The 16497-nt window shown below is 43.7% G+C and carries 15 protein-coding genes; 5 read left to right on the top strand and 10 right to left on the bottom strand.

Translation table 11 applies throughout. The features are described 5' to 3' along the window. Positions 1-37: 37 nt before the first annotated feature. Positions 38-1510 carry a M28 family peptidase gene (locus tag GRFL_RS10075; protein ID WP_083644499.1) on the bottom strand — a complete coding sequence of 491 codons (1473 nt, stop codon included), beginning with the start codon at positions 1508-1510 and terminating at the stop codon, positions 38-40. Positions 1511-1823: 313 nt separating this feature from the next. On the opposite strand from GRFL_RS10075, the gene GRFL_RS10070 reads away from it, so the two are divergent. Further along, positions 1824-2288: a hypothetical protein gene (locus tag GRFL_RS10070; RefSeq protein WP_083644498.1), complete on the top strand. Its 465-nt coding sequence runs from the start codon at positions 1824-1826 to the stop codon at positions 2286-2288. 16 nt (positions 2289-2304) lie between these two features. Next, positions 2305-4149 (top strand): adenylate/guanylate cyclase domain-containing protein, encoded by a 1845-nt coding sequence (locus GRFL_RS10065; protein ID WP_083644497.1) that lies wholly within the window; start codon positions 2305-2307, stop codon positions 4147-4149. On the opposite strand, the gene GRFL_RS10060 is transcribed toward GRFL_RS10065, so the two are convergent. From GRFL_RS10060 to GRFL_RS10040, 5 genes are all read right to left on the bottom strand, one after another. Continuing rightward, positions 4102-4656 carry a Pycsar system effector family protein gene (locus tag GRFL_RS10060; RefSeq protein ID WP_083644496.1) on the bottom strand — a complete coding sequence of 185 codons (555 nt, stop codon included), beginning with the start codon at positions 4654-4656 and terminating at the stop codon, positions 4102-4104. The genes GRFL_RS10065 and GRFL_RS10060 overlap by 48 nt on opposite strands. Positions 4657-4668: 12 nt before the next feature. Beyond that, positions 4669-5004, bottom strand: a complete 336-nt coding sequence (locus GRFL_RS10055; RefSeq protein WP_083644495.1) for a hypothetical protein — start codon at positions 5002-5004, stop codon at positions 4669-4671. Between the two features lie 140 nt (positions 5005-5144). Beyond that, complete coding sequence (locus GRFL_RS10050; protein WP_083644494.1) at positions 5145-6368, bottom strand: ATP-binding cassette domain-containing protein; 1224 nt, start codon at positions 6366-6368, stop codon at positions 5145-5147. Then, positions 6365-7276 (bottom strand): alpha/beta hydrolase, encoded by a 912-nt coding sequence (locus GRFL_RS10045; RefSeq protein WP_083644493.1) that lies wholly within the window; start codon positions 7274-7276, stop codon positions 6365-6367. Before GRFL_RS10045 ends, GRFL_RS10050 begins: the two co-directional genes overlap by 4 nt. A 125-nt stretch (positions 7277-7401) precedes the next feature. Beyond that, positions 7402-7830 carry a hypothetical protein gene (locus GRFL_RS10040; protein WP_139839227.1) on the bottom strand — a complete coding sequence of 143 codons (429 nt, stop codon included), beginning with the start codon at positions 7828-7830 and terminating at the stop codon, positions 7402-7404. A gap of 167 nt (positions 7831-7997) precedes the next feature. Here GRFL_RS10040 and GRFL_RS10035 point away from each other — a divergent pair, with 167 nt between their 5' ends. After that, positions 7998-8531, top strand: coding sequence for an RNA methyltransferase (locus GRFL_RS10035; protein WP_083644491.1), 534 nt, complete (start codon positions 7998-8000; stop codon positions 8529-8531). On the opposite strand, the gene folK is transcribed toward GRFL_RS10035, so the two are convergent. Continuing rightward, the gene (gene folK, locus GRFL_RS10030) at positions 8515-9660 is read right to left on the bottom strand and encodes a 2-amino-4-hydroxy-6-hydroxymethyldihydropteridine diphosphokinase (RefSeq protein WP_083644490.1); all 1146 of its coding nucleotides are present in this window, start codon (positions 9658-9660) and stop codon (positions 8515-8517) included. The two genes, GRFL_RS10035 and folK, sit on opposite strands and share 17 nt — an antisense overlap. A gap of 155 nt (positions 9661-9815) precedes the next feature. On the opposite strand from folK, the gene GRFL_RS10025 reads away from it, so the two are divergent. Beyond that, positions 9816-10466 carry a queuosine precursor transporter gene (locus GRFL_RS10025; protein ID WP_083646071.1) on the top strand — a complete coding sequence of 217 codons (651 nt, stop codon included), beginning with the start codon at positions 9816-9818 and terminating at the stop codon, positions 10464-10466. A gap of 2 nt (positions 10467-10468) precedes the next feature. Next, entirely contained in the window at positions 10469-13174 is a 2706-nt protein-coding gene (locus GRFL_RS10020; protein ID WP_083644489.1) for an AsmA family protein, read from the top strand. Between the two features lie 3 nt (positions 13175-13177). On the opposite strand, the gene GRFL_RS10015 is transcribed toward GRFL_RS10020, so the two are convergent. The 3 genes from GRFL_RS10015 to GRFL_RS10005 all read right to left on the bottom strand — a co-directional run bounded on the left by GRFL_RS10015 (position 13178) and on the right by GRFL_RS10005 (position 16458). Then, positions 13178-14317, bottom strand: coding sequence for an AEC family transporter (locus GRFL_RS10015; RefSeq protein ID WP_083644488.1), 1140 nt, complete (start codon positions 14315-14317; stop codon positions 13178-13180). Between the two features lie 16 nt (positions 14318-14333). Beyond that, positions 14334-15524 carry a pyridoxal phosphate-dependent aminotransferase gene (locus GRFL_RS10010; RefSeq protein ID WP_083644487.1) on the bottom strand — a complete coding sequence of 397 codons (1191 nt, stop codon included), beginning with the start codon at positions 15522-15524 and terminating at the stop codon, positions 14334-14336. 136 nt (positions 15525-15660) lie between these two features. Next, positions 15661-16458: a DUF2797 domain-containing protein gene (locus GRFL_RS10005; RefSeq protein ID WP_083644486.1), complete on the bottom strand. Its 798-nt coding sequence runs from the start codon at positions 16456-16458 to the stop codon at positions 15661-15663. Between the last annotated feature and the right edge of the window lie 39 nt (positions 16459-16497).

The following is a 16497-nucleotide window of genomic DNA, read 5'->3' as shown; positions in this document are numbered from 1 at the left end:
AAATTCGCGTTCAGTTATCAATCGTTTTTAACAGTTTTCAGTCTTTCAAGGCTGCTGGCATATGGTACAATTTCTTTCCGGCTTCTTCATATTTATCGCCCTGGACCCAGAAAGGCGTTTCGGCATCATTGGCGATCAGTCTTCCGGAATAGACATAGCCCTGGTAAAATTTCAGCAAATACTGATAATCCAGCGAATTTGCTTCATCAGAAGGCTGGTGGTAATATTTAAAGATTTCGGCATCAAAGGCATCAAAACCGGTTGAATAAGTGGGCGCGGGAATTCCCATTTTCGCAAAGCTCACATTATCACTACGGTCAAAAAGCCCCTGTTCCTTCGCTGGGTCATCAATAGCTCGGAGTCCAAAAGTTTCCGCTCCGTTTTTAATGTGTTTTGCAGCAGTAGTTCGTTCCAGGCCAATGATCGTGGCCAGTTCCGTGTTATTGTACCCCCCGCCGTCGGTATTAAAACAATAGACCATTTTTTCCAGCGGAATTATGGGGTGTTTCACGTAATACTGGCTCCCCAGCAAGCCTTTCTCTTCTCCAGTAAAAAGAATGAACAAAGCAGAGCGCTTGGTGGGATAGTTCCCGATATTTTCAGCCATAGAAAGAACCGCCGTGGTTCCAATCGCATTATCCCGGGCGCCGTTGTAGATCGAGTCCCCTTCGGCATTCGGGCGGCCAATTCCCACATGATCGTAATGCGCGGAATAGATGATGTATTCATTTTTCAGTTCCGGATCAGTCCCTTCCATGTACCCAACCACATTTTGAGTGGCTAGCTTTTTTTCCTTTTTTCCTGTTGCGGAAATTCTAAAATCTACCTGTTTTCCTTTTTCAAATTTCGGAGGCAGGCTATCATTTACCCATAGCTGAAGAAATTCTGAATGAGCCGTCGAATCTTCCGTAAAACGAACTGACTTATGAAAGGAATGCGCTATGGAACTCCAGGTCTGACTGTCTATGGACACAAATTCGACCATTCCGGCAGCTCCTTTTTCCTTCAGGATTTCAGCCTTTTCCATTCCTCTTCGGTAAACCGATCGCGGCGCCTGACCATCTGAAGTTCCGCCTTTGAAAATCACGATTTTCCCTTGGAGATCGGCTTTTTTTAGCTCTGTATCGCTTCCGTAATCCAGATAGATCGCCTTGCCGGAAAGGTCCAGGTTATTCGCATTGATCGGCATCACCTCGGAATACGTCTTATCATTTGCTGAAAATTCCACTTCCGGGGCGGTCGTTTCCACCAGTTCGAAAGGCTGGTAATAGGTATTGGTTTCCGGGTTAGGCTTGGCGCCGTAACTCCGAAGCATATTAGCCAGGTAACTGGCCGCAATTTTGTTGCCGGGAGTTCCGGTTTCACGTCCCATCAACAGGTCATCTGCAAGAAAGTAAATATGGCCTTTCACAATATTACTGTCAACCGTATTTTCAGCCAGTTCCTTATCGGTTTGAGCAAAACTATTCAGTGCTATTCCAAGCAACGAAAGCAATAGTAGCTGTTTCATGTAATTCTTTGATTTTCTGAAAACTAAATATAGTAAATCGCCTTTTAATAGGTCTTAAAGCTGCGGAAATACTCCCGTTCCATATCTCAAAAATCCCGGTGATCCTGAAATTGTACGTTTCGACTGACTTATTTTTAATTTCCTCCATACTGAAATCAGCCAAAAAACCAATCTCATCGCCAAACCGAACATCCTGTAAAGCATTAATTTTCAGCTAGTTTGTAGCTTAAAATCACAAAAAAGAAGTACCTTGAGTTCATAATCCGCTGTCTCCCTTGAACTTCCTTCTATTACCAACCAAAAATCACACATTATGAAAAAAATCTTTCGCGTTTTAGGGATCTGTTCCTTATTCCTGGTGCTGGTTTCAGCAAATTCCAACGACACTCACCTCATTACTTTAACGGTCGATACCTCCGCTATCAATAGTTCCAACATTGATGAAGTGAGCAGCTTCGGGCAGGAAAGCGGCGTGACCAACGAAGAATATACGATAACTGTCAAATCTGGCGACATTGTGGTTTGGCAGGGTGTGTCCAGTAGTTCTGAAGATGATGAAGTACTGATCTCGGCCATCAATTACCAGGGCGGAACCAACGTTTTCGGGCAAAACACCTTAAAAGATACTTCCCAGAATCCTGGAGTGGTGATTGGTGTGGTAGGCGACCATCCAGATGGCACCGAAACCAAGTACATGATCTCCTTCAAAGTTCGAAATAACGGCTCCAGGAGAAATGGCACGTTTAATATCGACCCGAAGATCATGGTGAAAAATTAAAGAAGGTAACAGGCCAATGAAAAAGGGAATCTTCACTTTAATATTGATTTTTGGCGCTTTTGCAAGTTGCCTGTCGCAAAATCAGGCAAAAGCAGACAGTCTGGAAAAAATATACCTGAAGAATTCCTTGAAACCCTCGGAAAAACTGGAGATCCTGAAACAGATCGCCGAAGAACAGCTGGAACCGGAGAAAAAGATCGCTTATGCGAACCGACTCATAAAAATGAGTTCCGAAGTAGATTCGGCCAGTTTCCTGTTTTCAGGACATCTTCAAAAGGCGAATGCCTTTCGGCTTAAAGGAGATTTCAATGAAGCCCTGAAGGAAAATTTTATAGCCGCTTCCATCGCTTCAAAAAATGAACTGCAGAATGAAAAGGCCATCGTCAACATCACGATTGCCGATGTGTATTCCCTGATGGGCAGCCACAAACGGGCGGTCAATTATTACCATGAAGCTATTGAAGAGCTGCAGACTTTGAACGATTCTGCTTCGCTTGCTTCAGCCATGCTTAACCTGGGTGACGAATATTTTCAGCATCAAAATCTGGATTCAGCGCTGTATTATTTCAACAAATCAGGCATCATTTTCCGCAAACTGAACTACGAGACCGGCCTGGGTTACAATCTCGGGAATATGGGGCTCGTTTATGCGGCGATGGGGGAAAATAAAAAAGCTGAGGATAATATGCATCGGGCCGTCCAGATCCTGGAACGAAATGGCGATTTTTACCCGGTATGCGTGTATTTGCGCTATATGGCAGACGTGTACCTGGAAAAAGGACAGGATTCTCTGGCTATGGGCTTCGCGCTTCAAAGTCTCGACCTGGCGAGGTCGTACGGACTCAAGGATGAAATTAGCGAAAGCAGCCTGAAGGTTTCCCAGCTTTACGAGAATTCGGGAGATCTGCCCAGGGCCTTTCAGAATTACAAAGAGCATATCGTATACCGTGACAGTGTGCGGAATCTTGCGGCAACCCAGGAAATGGCCAATCTCCGGGCAGATTACGAGGTGGCCCAAAAACAAATAGAAGTAGACCTGCTCAATCAGCAGCGGCGTAATCAGCGGCTTATTAATATTCTGGTTATCGGTATCATGACCGTGGTGGCCTTCCTCGCTTTCATGCTGCATCGCCGCAATCGCTATATCAAAAAGACCAGCGCAATTATCGAACGGGAGAAGAATCGCTCAGAGCGGTTGTTGCTGAATATTCTTCCGGAGGAAACCGCCATGGAACTGAAAGAAAATGGCCATGTGCGTGCCAAGAAATTTGAAAAAGTAAGCGTCCTTTTTGCTGATTTTAAAGATTTCTCCAGGTATGCCGAGCATATGGAACCGGAACGACTGCTTCAGAACCTGGACTACTATTTTTCAGAATTTGATAAGATCGTAGACAAATACAATCTCGAAAAGATCAAAACGCTGGGCGATTGTTACATGATCGCCGGCGGATTACCGTTTCCAGACGATGACCACCCCAGGAAAATTGTCGCCGCTTCGTTCGAGATCATGGATTTTGTGAATAGTACCAAGCGCGATCAGAACCTGCCTGATGCCAGTTTGGAAGTTCGTATTGGCATTCACACCGGGCCGGTAGTGGCGGGCGTCGTGGGTCACAAAAAATTCGCGTACGACATCTGGGGTGATACCGTGAATATTGCTTCCCGGCTGCAAACGGCTTCGGAAGCCGGAAAGATCAATGTTTCTGAAAATACCTGCATGATGGTTAAAGATTTCTTTGAATGCCATTACCGCGGGGAAATTGAAGTGAAAAACCGGGGAATCCTGAAAATGTACTATTTGAATCGGCCTTCTTCAGAAGTTCACCAGAAGAAAACTTACCACCGCGCCGAGCAGGAGTAAAAGTCCGATAGCCAGAAAACTTAGCGAGCGGTTCACATTTCGGAATTTATAGGAAGCGATTTTAGAAATAATATAGATCTGCTGTCCCAGCTGGTCAAAAAGTTCTTCCTCATCAAGGCTGGTTTCATAGAAAGTTTTGGAAAACTGCCTGATATCTCCAAATTTCGTTACGATATCACCAAAAAAGAACATATTTCGGTCATACCGGGATTCGATCCGCGGCATAAAGCATCGAATACTGAAGTAAATGGAGAGTGCCGTACAGATGAACCAACCGGCTGAGAAAAGGAAAAATGCCAGGCTGGCATCTTTATCCAGTGCCACGGAAACATGCTGAAAAATAAAGTTCAGCAGGATCCCGTAAAAAGACAAAATAAGACCGGCTTTCAATTCCGAAGCCTTGATAAGACTGAAGACGTAATTGATACTGCCCCAATAATGATCTACCAGTTCTTCGGAATGGGCCGCACGAATCTTTTCGGGGCGCAATTTGTCGAATTTAGCCATACCGGGAGCGGCTTAATACAACATATTGTTCAGGATGCGCTCCATGTTCTGCTCCAGCATCATGTACTTCCTGTCTGAAGCAAAAACGGCTTTCATATCCAGTTTCAGCTGGTTGAGTTCCCGCCAGGAATATTCATGCAGCGCAATGTTACGCTCGAGCTTTGAAAAGCTCACTTCTTCGGAATCTTTCAGAAACTCCTCATAAATCCTTCCAAAACAATCAGCATCCACTTTGGACCTGATAACATTCAATTCCTGTTCCTGCAAATCGGCATCCGCATTGGCACATAAAAGAAGTATGTAGACCTGCAATTCTGCCTTCGACCATCTTGTCACGGGTGTTTCCATAATGTTGAGATTAAAAGATTGTAATTCGATCAATTACCGGGAATAGGGCTCCGGTTTCAGGGCAAGTCTTAAAACCTAAATGTAATCGATTTTTTGATCGAATGCAAGGTTTAACCGCTAAATATTAGACACTTACAGAATCAATCTTGGAATCGAAGCACCTCCCCTGTAGAACCTTCTGAAGATGGAACCAGCCTGAGTTCGGCATCTGGTTGAAGTTCTTTTTCCGGGCGATGAGACACATAGAGAATGGTAGTCTCGCTGTTTGCAGCAATAGAATTGACGAAATACACCAGCTTTTCAATACCCATGGCGTCCAGGCCGGCGGTTGGCTCATCAAGGATCAATAGCGGGGGATGTTTGATCATGGCCCGGGCAATCAGGATCAGCCTTTTTTCGGTCTCCGGAAGCTCGATAAAGACCTGGCTTGAAAGCCTGGAAAAGCCCAGAATCTTCAACCACTCTCCTGCACAACGCAATTGGGTGCCGCTAGGTTGCTGGTAAAGCCCTACGCTATCCACCATGCCCGAAACAAGCATTTCCAAGACCGTATTTCGCCTCGTGAAAAGATCGATCATGGAAGGTGAGAAGAAACCCATTTTCTCCCGAAGTTCCCAGATGGTTTCCCCACTGCCTTTTCGGTTTCCGAAAATTTCCAGGTCGGTGCCATACGCCTTGGGATTATTCCCGTAGATCATGTCTAAAAGCGTGGATTTCCCTGCTCCGTTAGGTCCGGAGATCTGCCAGAATTCGTTTTTGCGAACCTGCCAGCTGATGTTTCGAAGAATATCCTTTCCGGAATAATGAAGATTCACATTTTTAAAATCGACTAAAACTTCCGGTGCTGTAATTTGATTGATAGGCGGAGGCAGTTCGAAATGGGCAGGCTTTTCTGAAGCTTTTGACAACTGATTTTCTGCTCGAGGATCTACAAACTCCTCCGCATACTTTACCTGTTCGATAAAAGCTAAGCGATCTTCTTTTTTCCGAAAGAACTGTATAAAACTGATCTCCTCCTTCACATTTATAAACTTCTGAATATAAACCGGAATCGACTCTTTGTCCAGGCAATCAAAAACTTCATCCAGGATTAGAACGCCCGGACGCTGTTTCAGCAAATGATCAAGCAGCATTTTACGGCGTTCCCCGCTGGAATAACTGGAAAACGTTCGTAAATTATCAGGAGTCAGAATGGAGTTTCCGTGGCGGCGATCTTCTAAAAGGTAATGCTGCAGTACACTTTCAGAAAATTCGAGAATGTTTTTTCCTTTGAAATTTTCTGGAAGATCTCCTTCAGAAAAGCGCTTTTTCAGCCAAGAGACATCCGCAATTCCCGAAGTGTCAATTCCCAGGTGATTTGTCATTCCTGTAAGTTTTGCAGCCAGCTGGCAAGAATTTCATTCCAGTCCTGAAGATAATATTGGCCAGTTCCGAAAGCAAAACCGTGGCCTCCTTTGGGGTAAATATGCATTTCAGCCGGCACCTTGGAATTCACCAGAGCTTCATAAAAGCGCAGGCTGTTCTGGACCGGTACGACCTCATCATCAGAAGTGCCCACTAGAAAAGTTGGTGGAGTTTCAGAAGTTACCTGCAATTCATTGGAAAATTTCTTAACGAGCTCTTCCCCTGGATTTTGGCCAAGCAGGGAATTCCTGGAACCCTGGTGTGTGTATTCTGAATTCATGGTGATCACCGGGTATACCAGGACCATAAAATCTGGTTTGGCCTTCAGTTTATTGATCTCATCCCCTCTCAGATTTTCTTCCATTTCCAGATGCGTTCCCAGAGTTGAAGCCAGGTGACCCCCCGCGGAAAAACCCATCACGCCAATCTTGTTTTCATCCAGTTTCCATTCTTCTGCACGAGAACGGATTAGGCGCATCGCTCGCCGGGCATCCTGAAGTGGCGCCTTGTAACTGGTCTCTATTGATCTGGAATTTGGAAGCCGGTATTTCAGAACGATCCCGGCAATCCCTTTTGAATTCAGCCATTTCGCTATCTGCCTGCCTTCCCAGTCGAATGCCAGTCCCTGGTAACCACCGCCAGGGCAGATCAGAACCGCCTGGCCCGTCGCGATCTGCGGTACGGGCAAATACACCTCGATTCCAGGAATCTGCACCTGCCTTATCCAGAGAATTCCATTTTTATCCTGGATTTCTTTTTCGTCAGAAGGCCGACTGTTTGGAATTTCATCTGGCCATAATGCCAGTTCTAAGTCCTGTGCGACAGCGAAACTGCTTACAAGAAGCATTAACAAAAGTATTCGTTTCATAAGTGCGGTTGAAGGTTGCTTCTCAAAGTTACAAAGACGATCTTAAAAAGCTGGTTAATTCAACAGTATCGCATAAAAAAAGCAGGCCGAAGCCTGCTATCATCATTTTTCAACCGGGAAAAATTTCATTCTTTCCGGGCGAGGGTAGATTTAAAATTATCTACATACCCGTAGAATTCTTCCAGTTTTGCCATGGTTTGTTCCTGCCCGCCGGTAAGTTTGGCCATCTCGCCAAGCCATTTCACGTCCTCAGGAGACGTTTCATAATTCATAGCCTCGAGACCTTCGGTCATCTCCCAAACCACCATCATATCATAATCGCCACCAACGAGGTGGTAAATGGTTGGTGGTTTGATACCAGCAGCTTCATCAGCCTTCGCAAAATAATCTTCCACGATTTTCATAGCCTTGCTTTTGCCCATCGGTTTGAACTTGATCATGCCCACACTTACCCAGTGCGGGTTGTCATACTTTTTGGCTGTGACTTCCTGCCCGAACGCCATTCCCGAAAGAACAAAGCACAGGCTGAACAAGAACATTTTGAATTGTTTCATTTTGATTGGTTTTTTGGTTAATTGAATGTGACTTTCTAAAAGTCAAGTAGTTGTCCTGAAATTAACTAAATTAAACCTATCAACCTCAGAATAAGTGAATTATGACAAAAATTACGGTAAAACCCTTACATGATTCAGATTTCACATCAGAATAGTATTTTTGCCCTATGCAAAACAGGAAATTGAAAAATGCCGAGTTGGATCGCAAAAGCGTGGAAGAATTCAAAAATGCTGAAAAAACGCCTATGATCGTGGTCCTGGATAATGTTCGAAGCCTGAATAACATCGGTTCGGTGTTTCGTACGGCAGATGCTTTTCTAATCGAAAAGATCTATCTCTGCGGCATTACCGCCACACCACCTCATAAAGACATACACAAGACCGCTCTTGGGGCGACCGATACCGTGAACTGGGAATATGTGGAAAACACCACAGACCTGGTAAAACAGCTTCAGCAAGAGGAGATCAAAGTCTACAGTATTGAACAGGCTGAGAATTCAATTTCTTTGAATGAATTTCAGCTTCCTGACGGAAAAATCGCCGTAGTTTTCGGCAATGAGGTGAAAGGCGTGCAGCAAAGCGTTGTCACTCTAAGTGACGGGGTGATCGAGATCCCGCAGGCGGGAAGCAAACATTCTCTCAATATTTCAGTCAGCGCGGGAGTGGTGCTCTGGGATCTTTATGCTAAACTGACTTTTTAACGGCGTCATCAATCTGGTCCAGCAGCCAAAGGTAATCTGCCCGGCGATTCACAAAATCCAAACCGGAAATATCAATCACCTGCACTTTCATATTCCGCTGGGATTTAATAAAATTCAGGTAGCTTTTGTTGATGTTGATCAGGTAATCTGGCTGGATATTCTGCTCGTAATCGCGCCCCCGCTTCTTAATATTTTCCAGTAATCGCTCGGTATTTTGATATAAGTAGATGTACAGTTCCGGCTTCACCAGCTCTTTGTACATGAGGTGAAACAACTTGTGGTAGAGCAAATACTCATCTTCATGCAGGGTGATCTTCGCAAAAATAAGAGATTTGAACACGTCGTAATCAGAGATCACGAAATCTTTGAAAAGGTCGTACTGTGCAAGATCATCAGATAATTGCTGGTAACGATCGGCCAGAAAAGACATTTCCAGCGGGAACGCGTAACGCTCCTGGTTTTCATAGAATTTAGGAAGAAAGGGATTGTCTTTAAAACGTTCCAGAATCAGTTTCGCATTAAAGTCTTCGGAAACCATCGTTGAAAAACTCGTTTTCCCGGCCCCAATATTTCCTTCGACCGCGATATAATTGCAGGTATTGAAAATATACTTTTTGGAGGGGATCTTCAGTTCCTCATCAAAAACCGTAATTTCTGAAGCATCATCGCAAAAATTCAATAATTCACTCACCTTTCGATTCAATTCCGGGTGTTGCAAACTGGGGGCAATATCATTCAAAGGCTGCAAAACAAAGCGCCGTCCAGGGATGCCCGGATGCGGAATCTGCAGGTCTTTCTCCTGGATGATCTCTTTGTCTACAAATAAAATATCGATATCGATAGGCCTGTTCTGGTAGCTAGCATTCTCAGTGCGTTTTCTCCCCTGCTCCTTTTCAATCTCCAGCAATAAAACCAGCAGCTGCCAGGGTGTTTTTCGGGTTTCTACTTCGATACAGGCATTCAAAAATGCAGCTCCCTCGAAACCCCAGGCCGGCGTTTCATAGACTTTTGAAACTGCCGTGATCCAGCCAACCTGCTCATGGATTTGCTGGATGGCATTTTGCAAATTCTCCATACGGTCACCCAGGTTACTGCCGAGCGCCAATTGTACTGTTTTCGGGTTTTCCAAGCTGATTTAAGAAAATTTTAATAGGGAGTATTCCATAATTTCACAGCAAATTAAGCAAAACAAAAGCACATACCCGTAATTTTGTTAACAGACTTTAATAAAAAAATTTGGCGGAAAATTACCTGAAAAAAAAGGGCTGGGCTCAGAACGTTTATATGATCCTCAGCGCGCTGTTCATTACATCTCTGGTCGTTTCGAACCTGATCTTTCAAAAGTTTTTTTACTGGGATTTCTTCGGAATCTACACTTTTGAGATTTCGGTTGGAATTCTGCCCTATCCCGTGACCTTTCTCATTACTGATATCATCAGCGAGATCTACGGAAAGAAAAAGGCAAACCAGGTCGTAACAACAGGAATTTTCGCGTCGTTCTTTTCATTATTGATCGTTTATACTTCAGAAGCTGTACCGGCAACCGAGTGGTCTCCAATTGGAGACGAGCTTTTCAGGAAGGTGTTTGGCGCGACCGCGATCGCCGTGTTCGCATCTATGGCCGCCTATTTACTGGCGCAATACATCGATATTCAGCTATTTCATTTCTGGAAAAATATCACCAAGGGGAAACATTTATGGATCAGGAATAATTTTTCCACGTTCCTGTCCCAGTTCGTGGATACCTTTTCGGTCCTGTTTTTGCTCTGTAGTTTCGGAAAGATCGATTGGGAGTTATTTGGCGGACTGCTACTGAGCGGATTTCTATTCAAAGTGCTGATCGCCATTTGTGATACTCCCTTTTTATATCTCGCGGTGTATGTATTCCGAAAGGTCTTCGGACTAAAACCCGCGGAAGAATTAAAGTTTGACTAACTATGAAAAAGGCTTTAAAAATTGTAGGTTTTGCGATTCTGGTAATCATCATATTACTGGTTTCCGCACCATTTGTATTTGAATCTCAACTGAAGGATCTTCTGCGGAAGACCATCAATAACAATGTAAATGCACAGGTAGCATTTGCCGATGTTGATCTTTCGATGTTCCGAAGTTTTCCCCAGGCAACTCTGGTCATAGACGATCTGAGCATTGTGAACAACGAACCGTTTAAAGGCGATACGCTGGCCACGAGCGACGAGGTGATCCTGGAAATGTCAGTAAAAGAATTATTCAAAAGCGCTGATGAACCTAAAAAGATCGATCAGTTAAAATTCAATAATGCCTACGTCAATATTCATGTTGATTCCCTCGGAAGAGCAAATTACGACATCGCGAAACAAGATACGACTACGGTAGCTTCAGATACCGCGAGTGCCGGATTTAGCCTGGATCTGAAACATTATGAGATCAATAATTCCCGCGTGAAATATATAGATGAAAAAGGAAAGATCGCGCTTGATGTCACCAATCTGAATCATGATGGAACTGGGGATTTTTCCCTGGATCAATCAGAATTAGACACTCATTCTGAAGCCAATGTAGCGCTGGATTATGATGGTGTGAACTATCTGAACAACCACAAAGTCAGTCTTGATGCAGTTCTTGATATGGATTTGGACAAAATGCGCTATACTTTTCTGAAAAATGAAGCTAAAATCAACCAATTACCGCTCACTTTTGATGGATACGTGCAGGTCAATGAAGAGAATAACGAGCTGGACCTGAGCTTTAAAACCCCTTCTTCAGATTTCAAGAATTTCCTGGCGGTTATTCCGGAAACCTATGCCAAGAATATCGAAAATGTGGATACTAATGGCGATTTCGTGGTGAATGGTAGACTTTTCGGGGTAGTTGATGATACTTACATTCCAAAAATGGATGTGGAGATCACTTCCAGTAATGCCTCTTTTAAATATCCGGATTTGCCAAAAAGCGTACAGGATATCAACCTGGACATGCAAATCGTCAATGAATCTGGTTTAGCCGAAGGCACTTACGTCAATATCAACAACGCCACTTTCAGAATCGAGCAGGATCGCTTTAATACCAAAGGAAAGATCAGTAATCTAACTGATAATATGCTGGTGAACCTGGATGTGAATGGAACGATCAACCTTGCCAATTTGAGCCAGGCTTATCCATTAGAACTGGAACAGGACCTCAACGGAATCCTGACTGCTGATGTTCAGACCAGTTTTGATATGAATTCCATTGAAAAAGAACAATATCAGAATGTGAACAGTAGTGGTACAGCTTCTATCAAAAATTTCAGCTATAAGTCTCCTGAAATTCCAAATGAAGTAAAGATCGCCAATGCGAATATGAACTTTAACCAGGGAAATGCCCAGGTACCTGACCTAAAATTGACTACTGGCAGAACTGATATACAAGCATCGGGTAGCCTTCAGAATTTGATGGGTTTTCTGTTCACCGATCAGCAATTGAAAGGTAATTTCAAGGTTCAATCGAATACTTTCGCAGTCAACGATTTTATGGTTGCCGAAACCAAAGAAGTAAAAACTACGGAAGGTGGTGAAGAAAAAACCGTTTCTCAGCCCACCGGTAAAGAGGCTGTAAAAATCCCATCATTCCTGGATATGGAACTGGCATTCAACGCCAGGAAAGTGTATTACGATAACCTGGAACTAGACAATGCGAAAGGCGTCCTAGTTATTCGAGATGAAACGGCAAGCCTGAAAAACATCAGCACCAATATCTTCAACGGAAGCATTGGACTTGATGGAATGGTTTCTACCAAAAATCAGACCCCAACATTTGAAATGAAACTGGATCTCAATGCTCTTGATATTGCATCCTCATTTAACGGAATGGAAATGCTACAAGGAATGGCTCCAATTGCCAAGGCGCTTCAGGGTAAGCTACAATCTACGTTGAACCTGAAAGGAAATCTCAACGAGGATCTAACTCCGCAACTAACCAGCCTGGCCGGGAATGCGCTGGCCCAATTACTCACAGCAGATATCGATGTCTCGAAATCTCCTTTATTGGCCAATTTAGACAGTAAATTAAATTTCATTAATCTAAACGATATTGATCTCAATAATTTAAAAACACAGCTCACTTTCGAGAACGGAAAGGTGAACATTGCTCCTTTCGATTTCAATATTAAAGATATTAATATCCAGATTGGCGGCTCGCATGGTTTTGACAACACGATGAATTACAACCTCAACCTGGACGTGCCAGCAAAATATCTTGGTTCACAGGTTGGTGGCACTTTGAGCAAACTAAGTGGTAGCGACCTTCAGCAAATGGAAGTGGAATTACCTATTGGTTTGACCGGTACCTTTCAGAATCCGCAGATCAACCTGAATATGCAGCAGGCAGTTAATAGCTTAACGCAAAAGATCGTTGCCGAGCAAAAAGAGGAGTTAAAAGAAAAAGGCAAGGATGCCTTGGGCAACATTATTAGCGGTGCCATTAACAAACAAACTCAGAATAAATCAGGCGATACGACGATCGTAAAACAGGATTCTACCGGAACGCAACCTAAGAGTACGACGAAACGGGATTCCATTAATCGATCTCAGCAGGAACAGGTTCAAAATGCGGCGAAAAATATACTTGGAGGCATTTTGAAAAATTCTAAAAAGAAAACAGATACGACGAAGAACAATCAATAAGAATTAAGCTTCGGCATTCGCGTTTTTAAAATCTGGTCGGTATTTTTTCTCGACCAGATTTTTTTTGTTGGAATATCTCCATTTCTGAAAAAGTCCGGGAGCGATTCCGAAGAAAATAAGACTGACGGAAATCAGTACCAAAACGGGCAATTTGGTGATCGTATTTCCAAAGCTGAACATTCCCAGGATCAGGATAATAGACATCGGAAAGGAAAGCGCGAGGATATTGATCGCAAGCGTATTGCTGAAGGTTTTGAATTTCCTGCCTTCCTGCTGCTCTCTCGAACCTATAGCCGCAATGTGCGCAAACGGCCAGAAACTGCAGGCACTTAAAGAAAATGCCAGGACGATCAACCGGTCTGTCCCAAAACTAATATTCCCCAGGCTAATGAATAGGGTGCTGATCAGGATTACCACGCCGGCGCGGAGCATCAGCATACTAAAGATCTTCTGAAACTGCCCTTTTTTGATCGACACAGCCAGACCGATAAACAAGAGGACCAGTGGCGTCATGAGCAGGCTTAATCTTTTTAATGTTTCTGAAAAAACAACCGGCAGATTTTCCAGATGGTAACCAAAACCCAGCAAGATCAATGCGGCGATGATAAAAAGATTGACAGGTTCTGCTATCAACACCTTCAGAAGATCCCTGATCTTTGAAATATGCAGACTGGAACTGGCGCCATGAACCTTATAGAACCAGTTCATTGCCACGATATAAAGAATGATCAACACGAATACCTTGTTTCCCAGATCGGCCATTGCCGCTTTCGCAAGCGCCCCATCACCTAAATATTCCAGGATGAAGGGAAAAGCCGATAAACCGGGGGCCAGTGAAGGAATCAAAAGAGAGGCCGTTCGGTATTCCGAAGTGTCTTTTTTGATTCCGCACAAAGGCAATAAAAATGGAAAAATAAAGAATAATAACAGGTTTAAAATAAGGGCAAGAAAAGGCAATAGAAAAAGTTCTTTCTTCAACTCTACGCTGAGAAGTGCAATAAAGATGGTGGCCGGAAGTGCCAGGTTCAAAATGATCTTTTTGATCCCCGTCGTTTCCTCTTTTTGTCGGAATTTAACTTTTAAAAGCAGCCCAATCCCGATGAATACTAGAAATCCAACTGTTTTTTGAAGGCTTACATCCATAAATTACGATTACGAGTTAAACCAGTATCTCGTTCAGCGCTCCGGTAAACAGTTCCATTTCTTCCATTTTTCCCATACTCACACGGCACCAGTCCTGATCCCAGAATTTAAAAGCACGAACCGCCATATCCCTTTCGTAAACCTTACTGAGAAATTCGTCGCCGGCAACCTCAATTGGGAAGATCACGAAATTGGTTTGTGAAGGCATATAGCTGATGTTTCGGCTATCCAGATAGCTGGTGAAATACTTTCGCGCATCCACGAGTTTTGTTCTGCAGTAGGCCAGGAATTCGGTATCGTCCATACTGGCTGAAGCCGCAGCGATTGAAGGCCCTGTGATCCCCATTCCGCCGCGAGTGATCTGGTTGATCATCTCCAGTGTTTCCGCTTTCCCAATCGTGTAGCCAATTCGCAAACCAGCCATTCCGTGGATCTTTGAAAATGTTCTTGAAACGAGAATATTCTCATTATCGACAACCAGTGGCGCCATACTGTTCGCCATTCCGCCGTCGGATAATTCGATATAGGCTTCATCGATAAAAACCGGAACCTTCTTGGAAACACGCCTGCAGAAGTCTTTCATTTTCTCCGTATCGGTGATGGTAGCCGTTGGATTGTTAGGATTGGTAATATATACTAGCTTGGTATCTGCATCGATTGCAGCCTCCATCGCATCGAGGTCATGCTGATAATCTGAAGTTAGCTTTACGCTTTTCCAGCTTCCACCGGCAGCTTCAGCAACGGCTACTAAAGACATATAGCTGGGATCAGCACTTACTACATTCCCGCCATGCTGGAAAAATACTAAGGCGGTTTTCTCCAGTAGATCGGAAGAACCCGGTCCCATCATGACCTGTTCCGGCTTCACTCCTTCCATTTTGGCAATTTTGGAGGTAAGTTGTCCTAAGCTTTTCCAGTTATAATGATTGCCATTAAAGACCTCCTTCTGAAAAGCTTCCGCAGCCATTTCGGAAGGACCATATGGATTCTCATTCCACATGAGTCTTGCTTTCAGATTATCCAGATCAGGAAATTTCGGCGGAGTATATTCGTTAAAGTGGTTATTGTGAAAAAGAAACTTGCTTTTGGTCGTTAAAGCATTTTCTACGCGATTTGACCATACTACTTGCGGAGCAACAGCAACCGCTCCTATTGACAATAAGCTTTTCTTGATCCAGTCCCGACGGGTATTTGATAGATTTTGCATTTCTGGTGGTTTTCTAGTGCCTTAAAGTTAGGCAGAAGCACCGCAGAATCCTATCCTAATAATTTAAAAATGAAGGGGTTAATTTATTAATTTCGGAAATTGAGCTACCGGTTTTTTCTAATTTCGAAACCCGGTTTTAAGACAAGACTTTCAGATCTACTACAAAACCCTCATGCCCCCTAACGTTGAAAACAGTCCCGTTCTCAAAAATAAGGTACTGACCTTTAATTCCCGATAAGACACCTTCGAAGAACGGATTTTTAGCCAGGTTCAGGGTTTTGATCTTCTTCGGAAATTCCTTGACCGGAAACTTGATCTCCAGTTCGGTTTGATTTCGGAGGTAATATTGCTGTACTTCTTCCGGGATAAAATCTTTGAGTTTCTCGCGCTCTTCGGCCAGGTTCAGATCAACGATCTCGTTTGTGAGCATTTTGCGCCAGTTGGTCTTATCACTTACATGATCCTTCAAGGCAACTTCCGTAATCCCGGCCAGGTAACGATTAGGAACTTCCACGATTTCAATAGCTTCATGGGCTCCCTGGTCGATCCATCGCGTCGGGATCTGGGATTTCCTGGTCACACCAACTTTCACATCGCTGGAATTTGCTAAGTAGACCACGTGTGGCTGCAACTGTGCACGCTTTTCAAATTCTAGGTCACGATCTTCTTCATCTAAATGCGCTTTACTTAATTCCGGTCGCATGATCCAGTCACCGGCAGAGGGAATACTGCTCCAGCAATCATAACAATAACCCTGGCGGAAGATCTTTTTCTCCAGCCCGCAGTTCAAACACTCAAATTTCAAGAAATTGATACTGATCTTTTTCCCGATCAACTGATTCAGGTTCACAAAGTCTTTTTTCCAAACAAGGTAGTACTGAACCTCGTCAACAATTTCGGTTTGCATTTTCGTAAGAACTCCTTCGTATTGCATGTAATTTTATTTAGGCTTACTGAATTTTTTTGCAGGCTT

It is taken from the genome of Christiangramia flava JLT2011 (assembly GCF_001951155.1).
Lineage (GTDB): Bacteria > Bacteroidota > Bacteroidia > Flavobacteriales > Flavobacteriaceae > Christiangramia > Christiangramia flava.
Note: the sequence above shows the minus strand (reverse complement) of the source record. Positions and strands in the feature narration are given on the sequence as shown.